The sequence below is a fragment of the Pseudomonas sp. ASL9 genome, from assembly GCF_056680335.1.
Window position 1 is genome coordinate 4,499,824 of sequence record NZ_CM155277.1, and the last position, 13,122, is coordinate 4,512,945.

At 58.8% G+C, this 13,122-nt stretch carries 12 protein-coding genes; 6 read left to right on the plus strand and 6 right to left on the minus strand.

What is annotated here, in order from left to right; all coding sequences use genetic code 11:
- Window positions 1–47 precede the first annotated feature (47 nt).
- Both AC1ME2_RS20830 and AC1ME2_RS20835 read right to left on the minus strand, forming a co-directional pair.
- Window positions 48–1,631 carry a rhodanese homology domain-containing protein gene (locus tag AC1ME2_RS20830; protein ID WP_480436417.1) on the minus strand — a complete coding sequence of 528 codons (1,584 nt, stop codon included), beginning with the start codon at window positions 1,629–1,631 and terminating at the stop codon, window positions 48–50.
- On the minus strand, window positions 1,628–2,236 hold the full coding sequence (locus AC1ME2_RS20835) for a cysteine dioxygenase family protein (protein ID WP_480436419.1): 609 nt from the start codon (window positions 2,234–2,236) through the stop codon (window positions 1,628–1,630). Before AC1ME2_RS20835 ends, AC1ME2_RS20830 begins: the two co-directional genes overlap by 4 nt.
- Before the next feature lie 221 nt (window positions 2,237–2,457).
- Between AC1ME2_RS20835 and AC1ME2_RS20840 the strand changes: the two genes are divergently transcribed.
- On the plus strand, window positions 2,458–3,363 hold the full coding sequence (locus AC1ME2_RS20840) for a LysR family transcriptional regulator (protein ID WP_480436420.1): 906 nt from the start codon (window positions 2,458–2,460) through the stop codon (window positions 3,361–3,363).
- An 81-nt stretch (window positions 3,364–3,444) separates the two neighbouring features.
- Here AC1ME2_RS20840 and AC1ME2_RS20845 read toward each other — a convergent pair whose 3' ends face one another.
- Window positions 3,445–4,533, minus strand: a complete 1,089-nt coding sequence (locus AC1ME2_RS20845; protein ID WP_480436422.1) for an LLM class flavin-dependent oxidoreductase — start codon at window positions 4,531–4,533, stop codon at window positions 3,445–3,447.
- Between the two features lie 258 nt (window positions 4,534–4,791).
- Here AC1ME2_RS20845 and AC1ME2_RS20850 point away from each other — a divergent pair, with 258 nt between their 5' ends.
- Both AC1ME2_RS20850 and AC1ME2_RS20855 read left to right on the plus strand, forming a co-directional pair.
- Complete coding sequence (locus tag AC1ME2_RS20850; RefSeq protein ID WP_480436423.1) at window positions 4,792–5,598, plus strand: ABC transporter permease; 807 nt, start codon at window positions 4,792–4,794, stop codon at window positions 5,596–5,598.
- 2 nt (window positions 5,599–5,600) lie between these two features.
- Window positions 5,601–6,389: an ABC transporter ATP-binding protein gene (locus tag AC1ME2_RS20855; protein ID WP_480436424.1), complete on the plus strand. Its 789-nt coding sequence runs from the start codon at window positions 5,601–5,603 to the stop codon at window positions 6,387–6,389.
- Window positions 6,390–6,485: 96 nt separating this feature from the next.
- Here AC1ME2_RS20855 and AC1ME2_RS20860 read toward each other — a convergent pair whose 3' ends face one another.
- The gene (locus AC1ME2_RS20860) at window positions 6,486–6,896 is read right to left on the minus strand and encodes a PA2817 family protein (protein ID WP_480436426.1); all 411 of its coding nucleotides are present in this window, start codon (window positions 6,894–6,896) and stop codon (window positions 6,486–6,488) included.
- A 74-nt stretch (window positions 6,897–6,970) separates the two neighbouring features.
- On the minus strand, window positions 6,971–9,418 hold the full coding sequence (locus AC1ME2_RS20865) for an acyl-CoA dehydrogenase (RefSeq protein WP_480436427.1): 2,448 nt from the start codon (window positions 9,416–9,418) through the stop codon (window positions 6,971–6,973).
- 260 nt (window positions 9,419–9,678) lie between these two features.
- Here AC1ME2_RS20865 and AC1ME2_RS20870 point away from each other — a divergent pair, with 260 nt between their 5' ends.
- From AC1ME2_RS20870 to AC1ME2_RS20880, 3 genes are all read left to right on the plus strand, one after another.
- Window positions 9,679–10,302 (plus strand): glutathione S-transferase family protein, encoded by a 624-nt coding sequence (locus AC1ME2_RS20870; protein ID WP_480436430.1) that lies wholly within the window; start codon window positions 9,679–9,681, stop codon window positions 10,300–10,302.
- A 133-nt stretch (window positions 10,303–10,435) separates the two neighbouring features.
- Window positions 10,436–11,368: an ABC transporter ATP-binding protein gene (locus AC1ME2_RS20875; RefSeq protein WP_480436431.1), complete on the plus strand. Its 933-nt coding sequence runs from the start codon at window positions 10,436–10,438 to the stop codon at window positions 11,366–11,368.
- Window positions 11,365–12,156, plus strand: a complete 792-nt coding sequence (locus tag AC1ME2_RS20880) for an ABC transporter permease (protein WP_480436434.1) — start codon at window positions 11,365–11,367, stop codon at window positions 12,154–12,156. The genes AC1ME2_RS20875 and AC1ME2_RS20880 overlap by 4 nt, the downstream gene beginning before the upstream one ends.
- A 380-nt stretch (window positions 12,157–12,536) precedes the next feature.
- Here the strand turns inward: AC1ME2_RS20880 and AC1ME2_RS20885 are convergent, their stop codons facing one another.
- Complete coding sequence (locus AC1ME2_RS20885; RefSeq protein ID WP_480436436.1) at window positions 12,537–13,052, minus strand: DUF2062 domain-containing protein; 516 nt, start codon at window positions 13,050–13,052, stop codon at window positions 12,537–12,539.
- Between the last annotated feature and the right edge of the window lie 70 nt (window positions 13,053–13,122).

The following is a 13,122-nucleotide window of genomic DNA, read 5'->3' on the forward strand; positions in this document are numbered from 1 at the left end:
GCGATCAGGTGGACCGCGCCTTGTGCAGCGTTTAGATCACGCAGCGTTTAGATCACAAAGAAACCATGGGTCCCGTCGCGAGCGAGCTGATCGACCAGGCCGTATTCCCAGTCCAGGTACGCCTGCATGGCTTCGCGTGGGGCATCGGTGCCTTCATACGGTCGGCGGTAGCGATCAATCCGTGGCGAGGCCAGATGGCGTTCGCCGGTTTCTACCGGGAACCCCGCTGCGATCCAGGTGGCGGTGCCGCCCTTGAGCAGGAACACGTGTTTGCCGGTCAGGGCCTCGACGTCGGCCACGGCCAGGCGCGCCAGGCGGCCGCTGCCACAGGTCAGCACGTAGCGTTCAGCGGCAGGCACCTTGGTCAGCGCGTCCTTCAACTGCCCACGCAACGCCCACCAGGCGTCGGGAATATGCTGCTTGACGTAGTTGGCGCTGGCGGTGAAATCGAGCACCGCCACGTCGCCATGGCTGTGCCATTGGGCGAGGGTTTCGGCACTGATTTCTTCGACTTGAGGTGGGGTTGGGGCGGGGGCGTTCCATTCGCCTTTTTCAGTGAAGTCGTCGGCGCGCAGATCATCGACGACAAACACCTCCCACCCCAGCTGGGCAAGCCACGACGCGGACATGTTGGCGCGTACCCCGTCGTCATCCACCAGTACCAACCGGGCGCCCCGCACGCTGGCGAAGTGATCGGTTTCCTGCACCAGTTGCCCGCCGGGTGTCGAGCGGGCGCCAGGCAGATGGCCTTGGACAAATTCTTCGGGGGTACGCACATCAAACAGGTAGGTGCTGCGTTTGTTCTCGGCTTGCCAGCGTTGCACATCGTTGCGGGTGGCGCGCTGGACCTTGGCTTTATCCGCCACTTTGCGCGCATCGGCGCTGGCCAGTTCGCGGGTGTCTTCGCCCACCGTGGCGAAACGACGGGCCTGGCCGTGCTCAAGTTTTTGCCCGGCCAGCAGCCAGCCGATGGTGCCATTGCGCAGGGCCGAGATCGGGTTGGGAAGGCCGGCATTGACCAGTGATTGGGCGCCGATGATGCTGCGGGTACGGCCAGCGCAGTTGACGATGATTCGGGTGCTGGGGTCGGGTGCCAGTTCCCGTGCGCGCAGCACCAGTTCGGCGCCCGGCACGCTGATGCCGCTGGGGATGCTCATGGTCTGGTATTCGTCGTAACGGCGGGCGTCCAGCACCACCACGTCAGCCTTGGCCTCGAGCAGGGCCAACACGTCTTCGGCCGCCAGTGATGGGGTATGGCGTTGGCTTTCCACCAGTTCACCAAAGGCTTTGCTCGGTACGTTGACGTCGATAAACAGCTCGCCGCCGGCATCGCGCCAGCCTTGCAGGCCACCGTCGAGTAGCCTCACGTCGCTGTAGCCCAGGTCTTGCAAGCGCTGCACGGCAACCTGCGCCAGACCTTCGCCATTGTCATAAACGGTGACAGCGGTATCGCGTCGGGGAATACGCGAAAAGACTTCCAGTTCGAGTTTCGACAGCGGGATATTGGTGGCGAACAAAGGATGCGCTTCGGCGAAGGGCGCTTCTTCGCGGACATCGACCAGTACCAGCTCTTCATGGGCCAGCAGCGCACGGCGAATATCGGTGAAGGACCGGGTAGCTACAGTGCTCATTGGGCTTGGTTCTCTTTTGACAGGTCCCAGATATTCGGGAGAAAGGCGTTGGAATAGCCGGAGATGAATAGTTTTTCGCTGCCGTCAGGCTGATACACCGCCCGCCGCACCGCGCCGATGTTGGCGCCGTAAACGTGGATGCTGATCGAAACCTGATCATTGAACGCGTTGCTGACCTGATGGATATCGTTGCTGCGCGGCGACAAGGCTTCGACCTGGCCTGGTTCCAGGCGGATGGCTGGCCCTTCTTTCTCCAGTCGACCGCCCTCGCTGCGGGCATAGCCCTGGGAATATTCAGCCCCGCGCAACATGCCGATCAAGCCCCAGACGCGATGGTCGTGGATCGGCGTGGACTGCCCCGGTCCCCAGACAAAACTCACAATGGAAAACCGCTGTCGGGAGTCCGCGTGCAGGAGAAACTGCTGATACCGTTGCGGGTCGGGAGTAGCAAAATCATCGGGCAGCCAGTCGTCGAAGCTGACCAGTTGCGCCAGCAGCTTGCCGCTGCGATGCAGCAGGTCGCCTTCACGGGGATGGCTGTCGATCAACTCGGCCAGTGCGCCGATGAAGGCCCTGAGTCGTTCCGGGTGTCGAGTCTGAGTCATGTGTTTTCCGAGGCCAGTGCTGAATAGGTGGGTCTAAGAAATATAAACATAATGCAGGGGTTTAATATGCTATTTTTTAATGATTAGGTTATAACGAAAATGCATTTAATTCCTTTTTTTGTAAGCGCGCTCCTACAGAGGACGGGGGGGCTTTGCAGGGTTGTGCTAATGGAATTATGCTTTTTATACATTTCTTTCTTCCCTTCTTATGTACGGTCCGAATGAAAATTGATGATATCGATGCCTTCGTGGCAGTGATTCGCTGCCAATCGATCAGCCATGCGGCTGAGTCGTTGCAATTGACTCAGCCGGCGATTACCCGGCGGGTGCAGAATTTTGAGCAGGCGCTGGGCGTCGAGTTGTTCGACCGCAATACCAAACCGCTCAAACCCACCGTGATGGGCACACAGGTTTATCAACAATGCCAGGCGATCCTGCGGGAAATGGACGCGCTACGGGAGTTGGTCGCCAGTGATACACCGCCCAGCGGCCTGTTGCGCCTGGGTGTTCCACAGACCATTGGCGACGTGGTGCTGCTCGATGCGCTCAAGCACCTGCGTGCTGAATTCCCCGACTTGCGTGCGCAGGTGGTGACGGGGTGGGGCAGCTACCTGATTGGCAAGATAGAAAAGGGGGAACTGGACGCGGCGGCTGCATTGTTTCCGGCAGGCAAGATCTTTCCGGAAAATATCATGGGTGAGTCCATCGGCAAGATGGAATTGGTGGCGGTCTGCGCTAAACAGGCCCTGCCGAAAAAGCCGTGCAAACTGGCTGACTGTTATGAGCAGGGCTGGGTGCTCAATCCCGACGGTTGCGGCTTCCGCGCTGGCCTGCAACGCACCTTGTCGGATCAGGGGCTGACGTTGAAGGTCAATCTGGAAACCTTCGGCACCGAGCTGCAACTGGGGCTGGTCGCCGACGGCATGGGCCTGGGCCTGGTGCCGCGACCGTTGCTGGAACGCAGTGCGCATCGCGATCAACTGGCGATCATGCCGCTCAAGGATTTCAAGCCGGTCATGGACCTGTGGCTGATCTACCCGCGGTTCCTCGGCAACCTGCAAGCCCCGGTGGCCTCGTTTGGTAGTCTGGTGGCTGAATCATTGAAGAGAAGCCGCAACGTCGCGTGAGCCTGGATGGTCGGCAGTCGCTGATCGGGAAGAGATAAAAAAAGGCGCAATCCTGGGTCAAGGGCTGCGCTTTTCTATGTTTCACGCCACCTGTTCCCGCGCATCACGTTCGCGCCTGGCCACCCGCTCACGGGTCAGGGGGATGAGTTTTTTGCCGTAATCGATGGCGTCGTCCAGCGGGTCGAAACCACGGATCAGGAAGGTGGTAATACCCAGGTCGTAGTAGTCGAGCAGTGCTTCGGCGACTTGCTCCGGTGTCCCCACCAGCGCTGTGGAGTTGCCTTGGGCACCTAGCAGTCCGGCGATGCCGGTCCACAGGCGTTTGTCCAGGCGTGAACCTTGGGCGGCCGCTGCCAGCAGGCGACGTGAGCCTTCGTTCGGCGGTTCTCGACGCACGAAACCATTGGCCTGCGCCAGCGCCGTGGCTTTTTGCAGGATGCTGTCGGCGCGGGCCCAAGCCAGCTCTTCGGTTTCAGCGAGAATCGGGCGCAGTGACAGGCTGAAGCGAATCGTGCGGCCATGCCTGGCGGCTTCGGCGCGGACCTGTTTGACCACCTCGCGGACTTGCTCGTACGTCTCGCCCCACAGTGCATAAACGTCCGCATGCTTGCCCGCCACCGCGATGGCGGCTGGCGAGGAACCGCCAAAGTACAGCGGGATGTGTGGCAGTTGCGGGGATTTCACTGCCGAATGGGCGGCCTCGAATTGGTAATAAATGCCTTGGTAATCGAAGGGCGTCTCACGGGTCCATTCCTGACGCACCACGGACAGGTATTCATCGGTGCGCGCATAGCGTTCGTCTTTACCAATGAAGCTGCCGTCAGCGCGCAGTTCCTTGTCGTCGCCTCCGGTGATGATATGCACCGCAGTGCGCCCGCCATTGAACACGTCCAGCGTGGCGAACTGCCGGGCAGCCACGGTAGGGGCAATAAAGCCTGGACGATGGGCTACCAGAAATTGCAGGCGAGTGGTGACGCTGGCCGCGTGGGCGGCGACAAAAGCACTGTCCGGGCTATTGGAGTGGTAGGCCACCAGTGCGCGGTCGAAACCGGCGTCCTCATGGGCCTTCGCTACTTTCTCCACGTATTCGGGCTGAACGGTCGGGCCGCTACGGGGATGGATTTCCGAGCCCGGCTGAGTGGCGATGAAACCGATGAATTCGATGCTCATGGAAAGCGCTCCCTTCTGTCTATGATTGAGGCGGTCGTGTACCTGCAACATAGGGGGATAGATGGAGGGTGTGAAATTCTTTTTGGGTCTAAGTTAATTATAAAAATTATGTATTTTAAAATTTATAAAAATTAATAATTTTAATCATTAGGTTATTCCTAAAAAGAATTTTACTGGCGTTTTTTATGCGAATAGCATGAGGCCAACATCATTGAATCGGGCGTTGTTCAGCCCCGGTCTTTTCAGGAGGGATGCCTAATGTCCGAAAACATCCTCGATCCCCAGCGCGCAAATGCTGGTTTCTTTACGGTCAGCAAGGCTGAGCGAATTGACACACCCTCGGGTCGGCGCGCAGGGACGCATAAACGCTGGCGCGCGCCCGACTTCGTCATCCGACTGATCAGCCCTGTCGTCCTGCTACTGCTCTGGGAGCTGGCATCGCAGACAGGCTTGATTCCAGCGCGGGTGATTGCCGCGCCGTCGCAGATTGGCGGCACGTTATGGGCGATGATCGTTTCCGGGGAGTTGGGTAAACACCTTTGGGTGTCGTTGCAGCGCGCACTGCTCGGCCTGAGTATTGGCGTCAGTATCGGGGTGGTGGCGGCCCTGATCACCGGCTTGTCCAAGCGTGGTGAAGTGATACTGGATTCGCCGATGCAGATGCTGCGCACTATTCCTTCGCTGGCGCTGGTGCCGCTGTTCATTCTCTGGTTCGGCATCGGTGAGTTCACCAAGATCGCGCTGATCGTCATGGGCACCACGTTTCCGGTGTACCTGAACCTGTTCTCCGGCATTCGCAGCATCGACCCGAAACTGATCGAGGCCGCCAATACCTTGGGTCTCAATCGTCGCGAGCTGATCTGGCACGTGATTCTGCCGGGTTCGCTGCCCTCATTTTTTGTTGGCTTGCGTTATTCATTGGGTATCTCGTGGCTGGCACTGGTGTTCGTCGAACAGATCAACACCACTGCCGGTATCGGTTACCTGGCCAGTGATGCACGGGACTTCATGCGCACGCTGGAGCGCTATGCGCTGGCTTGGCGACCTACTTTCGTGAGGAACTGAACATGGCTGCTCTCGACCTTCTGCACGCCGCGTTGGTCCCCGTCCAGTTGCGCAATGTGGTTCGGCAATTTGGTCAGCAACGGGTGATCGACGGGCTGGACCTGGACATCGCGCCAGGCGAATTCGTCGTCTTGCTCGGCGCCAGCGGCTCGGGCAAGACTACCTTGCTGCGTACGCTTGCCGGCCTGGACACCATCGACAGTGGCCAACTGCGGGTGCCACTCGCCCGTGCGGCGGTGTTTCAGGAGCCGCGTTTGATGCCCTGGAAAAGCGCCTGGAAAAACGTGGTGCTGGGCCTGCGCATCAGCGATGCCAAACGGCGTGCCGTCGAGGCTTTGACCGAAGTAGGCCTGGCTCATCGCCTGAATGCTTTCCCCGCCACGCTGTCGGGTGGCGAAGCACAGCGTGTGGCGCTGGCGCGTGGGTTGGTGCGCGAGCCGAAACTGCTATTGCTCGACGAGCCGTTCGCTGCGCTGGACGCTTTGACCCGCATTCGCATGCATCAATTGATCATCGACTTGTGGCGTAAACACACCCCGGCAGTGCTACTGGTCACCCACGATGTCGACGAAGCAATCCTGTTGGCGGACCGGGTGATCGTGCTGGCCAACGGTAAGATCGCCGACGAAATACAGATTGAACTGCCCCGTCAACGGGACACTGGACAGCCCGGTTTCCAGGCGATTCGCACACGTTTACTTGGGTTATTGGGGGTAGACGTTGCTGCTCGGCACAAGCCCGATCACGAAGAGCCCGTGCACGAAAAAAAGCGGCGGTTTGCCAGTGCGTGATTGGGGGGCGTGTCAGGTAAACCGAGTGATGGCGTTCGCGAATGAATTCGCTCCCACGGAACTTGTAGGAGCGAACTCATTCGTGAAGGCGGTGGGTCAGTGCTTGCTGTCTTGCGCTGACATCGCCAACAGTTGTTTTTCCTGATTCCAGTCGAACGGTTCTTCGTTTTGCTCGGCTTCGTAGCGACGCTCTTCGAGTGCCTGGTACAGGTCGATCTCGTCATCGGGCATGAAGTGCAGGCAGTCGCCAGCGAAGAACCACAACAGATCGCGCGGGACCAAGTGAGCAATTTGCGGGTAGCGCTGGATCACTTGGCAGAGCATTTCCTGACCCAGGTATTGGCTTTCGATCGGGTCTTTGGGCAATAGCGCGACCAGTTCGTCGAAGCGTTCCATAAACAGCTCATGGCTTTCTTCGGGAACTTGCTCGGCCTCGCCAAGGGCGACCAGGATGCTGCGCAGGTGCGCAAGCAGGGCAAGTTGGTGGTCGAGCGTGGCGTCGGCCATGATGGAGTCCTCAAAAGCAAAAACGGGCGCCAGAGTATAAAGCCCTGCGCGCCCGCTGTCTTACCTCTGGTCAATTAGCGAGTCTTGCCCTCGGCCAGGGTCAGTTCCTCTTTATCGAAATCATCGACATCGATCACTTTGCGTCGCGCTGCCTCGGCCAGGCGTAGCGTCTGTGCCTGGGCGGGTTGCAATATGCCGGCTTGCAAGGCGGTATCGATAATATGTTCGCCGGCCACCGGCTGCACCTGACCACTTTTCAATGCGTGGTGCAGTTTTTGTTGCAGCGGTTGGCTGGCGTTCAGCAAGTCACTGGCGTGTTGCAGGGCACCGACCGGATCATCTGTCGATTGCGGGCGATAGCAGCCAGCAAGCAGTTCTTCCAACGCAGGATCGCCTTTGGCGCGACCGAGCACTTCGGCGACCTCGGCATCCAGTGCATCCGATGGCCCGGTGTGCCGACGGCCGAACGGGAACACCACTCCGCGCAGCAGGCAACCCAATACCCGGCTCGGGAAGTTGCGCAGCAGCCCATCCAGTGCGCGTTCGGACTGGCCAAGGCTTTCCTCCATGGCCCAGCGAAACAGCGGACGCAGGTGCTCGGGCGAGTCGAGGTCGTGATAGCGCTTGAGCGCGGCGGAGGCCAGGTACAGATGGCTCAGTACATCGCCGAGGCGAGCGGACAGCCGTTCCCGACGTTTTAGTTCACCTCCCAGCAGCATCATGCTCAAGTCGGCCAGCATGGCAAAAGCAGCGGCCTGACGATTCAGTGCGCGGAAATAGCCTTGGCTCAGGCTGTCTCCCGGCACGGTCTCGAAATGCCCAAGGCCGAGATTGAGAATGAAGGTACTGGCTGCGTTGCCGACCGCGAAGCCGATGTGCTTGAGCAGCAGGCCATCGAACTCCACCAAGGCGCGTTCGTGATCCTCGCGGCCGGCCAGGGCCATTTCCTTGAGCACGAATGGATGGCAGCGAATCGCGCCCTGACCGAAAATCATCAGGTTGCGTGAAAGGATGTTGGCGCCCTCTACGGTGATGAAGATCGGCGCCCCCTGCCAACTGCGGCCCAGGTAGTTGTTAGGGCCCATGATGATGCCCTTGCCGCCGTGCACGTCCATGGCGTGGCTGATGCATTCACGGCCACGTTCGGTCAGGTGATATTTCAGGATCGCCGACAACACCGACGGCTTTTCTCCCAGGTCCACCGCGTTGGCGGTGAGCATCCGCGCGCTGTCCATCAGCCAGGCGTTGCCACCGATTCGCGCCAGGGCTTCTTGAATACCTTCGAAAGCGGACAGGGGCACATTGAACTGTTCACGCACCTGCGCATATTGCCCGGTTACCAGGCTGGTGAACTTGGCTGCGCCGGTACCGACCGCAGGCAGCGAGATCGAACGGCCGACCGACAGGCAGTTCATCAGCATCATCCAGCCTTTGCCGAGCATTTCCTGACCCCCGATCAGAAGGTCCAGGGGGATGAACACGTCCTTGCCGCTGTTGGGGCCGTTCATGAACGCGGCGCCCAATGGCAGGTGACGGCGCCCGATTTCCACGCCCCGGGTGTCGGTGGGGATCAATGCCAGGCTGATGCCCAGGTCTTCCTTGTCACCCAGCAGGTGCTCTGGGTCGAACGCCTTGAAGGCCAAGCCGAGCAGGGTAGCGACCGGGCCTAGAGTGATGTAACGCTTCTCCCAGTTCAGGCGCAGACCGATGACTTCTTTACCTTGCCATTGGCCTTTGCAGATCACCCCGGTGTCCGGCATGGCGCCCGCATCGGAGCCCGCCAGCGGGCCGGTCAGGGCGAAACACGGGATGTCGTCGCCGCGTGCCAGGCGTGGCAAGTAATGATTGCGCTGTTCGTCAGTGCCGTAATGCAACAGCAGTTCGGCAGGGCCCAGGGAGTTGGGCACCATGACAGTGGACGCCAGATCGCCACTGCGGGTGGCCAGTTTCATCGCCACTTGGGAGTGGGCGTAGGCCGAGAAACCTTTGCCGCCATATTCTTTCGGGATGATCAGGGCGAAAAAGCCATGCTGCTTGATGTGTTCCCAGGCTTCAGGTGGCAAGTCCATTGACTGGCCGATCTGCCAGTCGCTGACCATCGCACACAGTTCTTCGGTCGGGCCATCGATGAACGCTTGTTCTTCTTCGGTGAACTGGGCCTTGGGGTAGGCCAGCAACGTGTCCCAGTCGGGGCGACCGCTGAACAGTTCGCCGTCCCACCAGACGGTGCCTGCGTCGATGGCATCGCGCTCGGTCTGCGACATGGGCGGCAAGGTTTTCTGGAACCACGAGAACAACCGCGCAGTGAAATACTTGCGGCGCAGGTCCGGCAGGGTCAATGGCAATACGACGGCCAGCCATAGCACCCAGAAAAGGGTCAGGAGCCAGCCCGGCGCGTGGCTGAAGGTGCCCATGGCCAGCAAATAGACCGCGACCATACCCAACGCGGGCAGGGGCGCGATGCGTCGATGGGCCAGGTAAGCAACCCCGACGACCAGAACCAGTATCCACAACAACAGCATAGGTAATCCTCCGTGATGACAGCGGCAAAAAAACCGCCATCAAGAGCTTAGTCGGCATCAGGTGAAGAGGGCGACAACAGCGAGCGCCTCGATAGTGACCACCCAGCGGTGGTGGAGTTCGCCGAGCATGAGCGCGGTTTTGGCACCGGCCCTCTGAATCAGCCGATTCAACCTCCATAATAGAGCGCTGGATTCAGAGGGGGGTGATCGGATTAAACTGACGCCCGATTGGGTCATTACGGTTTGACAGGGGAATGGCAATGCTGAAGATCTGGGGTCGGAAAAACTCTTCCAACGTGCGCAAGGCGCTGTGGTGCGCAGAAGAAGTTGCGGTGCCGTATGAAGCGATTGATGCCGGTGGTGCATTTGGCATTGTCGATCAACCCGAATACCGGGCGATGAACCCCAATGGCCGGATCCCGGTGATTGAGGATGACGGTTTCGTACTGTGGGAATCCAACGCCATCGTGCGCTACCTAGCCGCTCGTTATGCGCCGGGCTCGGCCATGTACCCTGACAGCCTGACCGCACGGGCGTCGGCGGACAAATGGATGGACTGGACCACCTCAACCTTTGCCGAGCCTTTTAAAACAGTATTTTGGGGCGTGTTGCGCACCCCGGCTGATCAGCAGGACTGGGTGCAGATCAACAGCGCGATCAAGACCTGCCAGCAGTTGTTGACAGTCGTCGACGACGCGTTGGCCGAGCAGCCGTATTTGTCCGGGGACGCGTTGGGCATGGGGGACATTCCTTTGGGCTGCTTTATATATGCCTGGTTTGAAATGCCGATTGAGCGTCCCGCCATGCACCATCTCCAAGCCTGGTATGAGCGCTTGAAAGCGCGACCGGCTTATCAAAAAGCGGTGATGACTGCGTTGAGTTAATACTGACTATCAACACATGTCGCTGTACTTGCGCGGCGTTGCCAAGCACCATTGCCCGGCTCGCCGCAGTTGTTAATGCGGGCGTTCGATCTCACTTATTTTTCCTTCCTCCTTCTTGGTGCGTATTTCAGATATGAGTTCCGCTCTGTCCATCCGGCAGCTAACCAAAACCTACGGCAACGGTTTCCAGGCCCTGAGTGGTATCGATCTGGATGTTGCTGAAGGTGATTTCTTCGCGTTGCTCGGCCCTAACGGCGCTGGCAAATCCACCACCATCGGCATCATCTCGACCCTGGTCAACAAAACCAGCGGTACAGTGAATATCTTTGGTCATGACCTGGACCGTGAGCCCGCAGCGCTCAAACGGTGCATCGGCGTGGTGCCGCAGGAATTCAATTTCAACCAGTTCGAAAAGACGTTCGACATCGTGGTGACCCAAGCCGGGTACTACGGTATCCCGCCTAAAATCGCCAAAGAGCGGGCCGAGCAATACCTGACTCAACTGGGTTTGTGGGACAAGCGTGACGTGCCATCGCGTGCGTTGTCCGGCGGCATGAAGCGCCGTCTGATGATCGCTCGGGCGCTGATTCACGAGCCGCGGCTGTTGATCCTTGATGAACCGACGGCGGGCGTGGACATTGAGCTGCGTCGCTCAATGTGGGCGTTCCTCACCGAACTGAACGAGAAAGGCATCACGATCATCCTCACCACGCACTACCTGGAAGAGGCTGAGCACCTGTGCCGCAATATCGGCATCATCGATCACGGCGTCATCGTCCAGAACATGGGCATGAAGCAGTTATTGAACACGCTGCATGTCGAGACGTTCCTGCTGGATCTGAGGGATGCGTATCAGGTGGCGCCGACCTTGATCGGTTACCCGTCGACGCTGATCGACAGCCATACCCTGGAAGTGCAGGTGGATAAGACCGTGGGTATTACCGCGCTGTTCGGTCAATTGGCCGCGCAGAAAGTCGAAGTGTTGAGCCTGCGCAATAAAACCAATCGCCTTGAGGAACTGTTCGTGTCTCTGGTGGAAAAAAACCTGGCAAAGGTGGCGGTATGAGTTTCAAACCTGGCGCCGAGCTGCGTCCCAACCTGATCGCCCTGCAGACCATCGTCTATCGCGAAATCCGCCGCTTCACCCGGATCTGGCCGCAAACGTTGCTGCCACCTGCGATCACCATGGTGTTGTACTTCGTGATCTTCGGCAACCTGATCGGTCGGCAGATCGGTGACATGGGTGGCTTCACTTACATGCAGTACATCGTGCCGGGGCTGATCATGATGTCGGTGATCACCAACTCGTACGGCAACGTAGTATCGAGTTTCTTCGGGGCCAAATTTCAGCGTTCGGTCGAAGAGTTGATGGTCTCGCCCGTCTCGCCACACACTATTCTGATCGGCTACACCCTGGGGGGTGTACTGCGCGGTTTGATGGTGGGGGTGATCGTGACCCTGTTGTCGATGTTCTTCACCGACCTGCAGGTCCATCACCTGGGGATCACGATAGTCGTGGTCGTGCTGACGGCGACGATCTTCTCGTTGTTGGGCTTTATCAACGCCGTTTTTGCACGCAACTTCGACGATATCTCGATTATCCCGACCTTCGTCCTGACGCCATTGACCTACCTGGGCGGGGTGTTCTACTCGATCAACCTGCTGCCGCCGTTCTGGCAGACCGTGTCCATGGCCAACCCGGTGTTGCACATGGTCAACGCCTTCCGTTACGGCATCCTGGGCGTGTCCGACATCCGCATCAGCGTCGCCATGACCTTTATGGTCATTGCAACCATCGCCTTGTACCTGGGCTGTGCACGGCTGCTGATCAGTGGGCGCGGGATGCGTCAGTAAGGCATTTGCTTCACCCTGTGTACTAGTGGGAGCTAATTTATTCGCGAAAGGTTTGATGCGGTGTATCTGACGAACCGCCTTCATCGCGAATGAATTCGCTCCTATCAAACAACCTTTAAGTCATTGGTTTTAAATAATTATTTTCTGACGCAATAGATCAACTGTGGGAGCAGGCTTGCCTGCGAAGAGGCCCGTCGTGTAAAGAAGAGCGTCATGAGTTGCGGAATATTTGAACCTGTTCCAACGCTTTCGCAGCGGGACGCGTAGTTGCAAGCCTGCTCCCACGGGAATTCAGGGTGAACCAAACACCCCGTTTGCTGCGCGACAGCGCGGCGTCGAAGACGGGGCGCGGCGGGGCTTTCCACAGATTCTGGTCAGCCTCACTTCCTCTTCTCTCTCCGCAAACGCCATTGCCTGCCCACCCACCAGCGCCAATACAGCAGGGTCAGGCAGTAGGCCAGTGCGCCAAATACCACGCCTGCCACGACCGATCCCAGCAAGAATGGCTGCCACAAAGTCGATAATTGCCCGCTGATCCACTCCCACGTCAGTTCGTCCGGTAGATGGCGCGGCGGCAGCTGCATCAGCCAGGCACCGATTTGGTACGTGCCATAAAACACCGGTGGCATCGTGATGGGATTGGTCAGCCAGACCAGGCTGACGCTTATCGGCATATTGCCGCGCACGGCGATGGCCAGCAGGGCCGCCAACAACATCTGCAAGGGAATGGGCATAAATGCCGCGAACAGCCCGATGCCCATCGCCCGCGCGACAGAGTGGCGATTGAGGTGCCAAAGGTTCGGGTCATGCAGAAGACGACCGAGAAAGCGTAAGGATTTGTGTTCCTTTATGCGGGTCGGGTCAGGCATGTAGCGTTTGAATAAACGACGCGGCATAGGGGTTCTCGTCCCGGGTATATGGGTCAGTATGCCTAGATTCTGCCCTTATCAAATTCAGACTTTGTGA

Excerpts from the sequence above, each read along its gene's own strand:
- AC1ME2_RS20830 (WP_480436417.1), bottom strand. The coding sequence starts at position 1,631 with ATGAGCACTGTAGCTACCCGGTCCTTCACCGATATTCGCCGTGCGCTG.
- AC1ME2_RS20835 (WP_480436419.1), bottom strand. The coding sequence starts at position 2,236 with ATGACTCAGACTCGACACCCGGAACGACTCAGGGCCTTCATCGGCGCA.
- AC1ME2_RS20840 (WP_480436420.1), top strand. The coding sequence starts at position 2,458 with ATGAAAATTGATGATATCGATGCCTTCGTGGCAGTGATTCGCTGCCAA.
- AC1ME2_RS20845 (WP_480436422.1), bottom strand. The coding sequence starts at position 4,533 with ATGAGCATCGAATTCATCGGTTTCATCGCCACTCAGCCGGGCTCGGAA.
- AC1ME2_RS20850 (WP_480436423.1), top strand. The coding sequence starts at position 4,792 with ATGTCCGAAAACATCCTCGATCCCCAGCGCGCAAATGCTGGTTTCTTT.
- AC1ME2_RS20855 (WP_480436424.1), top strand. The coding sequence starts at position 5,601 with ATGGCTGCTCTCGACCTTCTGCACGCCGCGTTGGTCCCCGTCCAGTTG.
- AC1ME2_RS20860 (WP_480436426.1), bottom strand. The coding sequence starts at position 6,896 with ATGGCCGACGCCACGCTCGACCACCAACTTGCCCTGCTTGCGCACCTG.
- AC1ME2_RS20865 (WP_480436427.1), bottom strand. The coding sequence starts at position 9,418 with ATGCTGTTGTTGTGGATACTGGTTCTGGTCGTCGGGGTTGCTTACCTG.
- AC1ME2_RS20870 (WP_480436430.1), top strand. The coding sequence starts at position 9,679 with ATGCTGAAGATCTGGGGTCGGAAAAACTCTTCCAACGTGCGCAAGGCG.
- AC1ME2_RS20875 (WP_480436431.1), top strand. The coding sequence starts at position 10,436 with ATGAGTTCCGCTCTGTCCATCCGGCAGCTAACCAAAACCTACGGCAAC.
- AC1ME2_RS20880 (WP_480436434.1), top strand. The coding sequence starts at position 11,365 with ATGAGTTTCAAACCTGGCGCCGAGCTGCGTCCCAACCTGATCGCCCTG.
- AC1ME2_RS20885 (WP_480436436.1), bottom strand. The coding sequence starts at position 13,052 with ATGCCGCGTCGTTTATTCAAACGCTACATGCCTGACCCGACCCGCATA.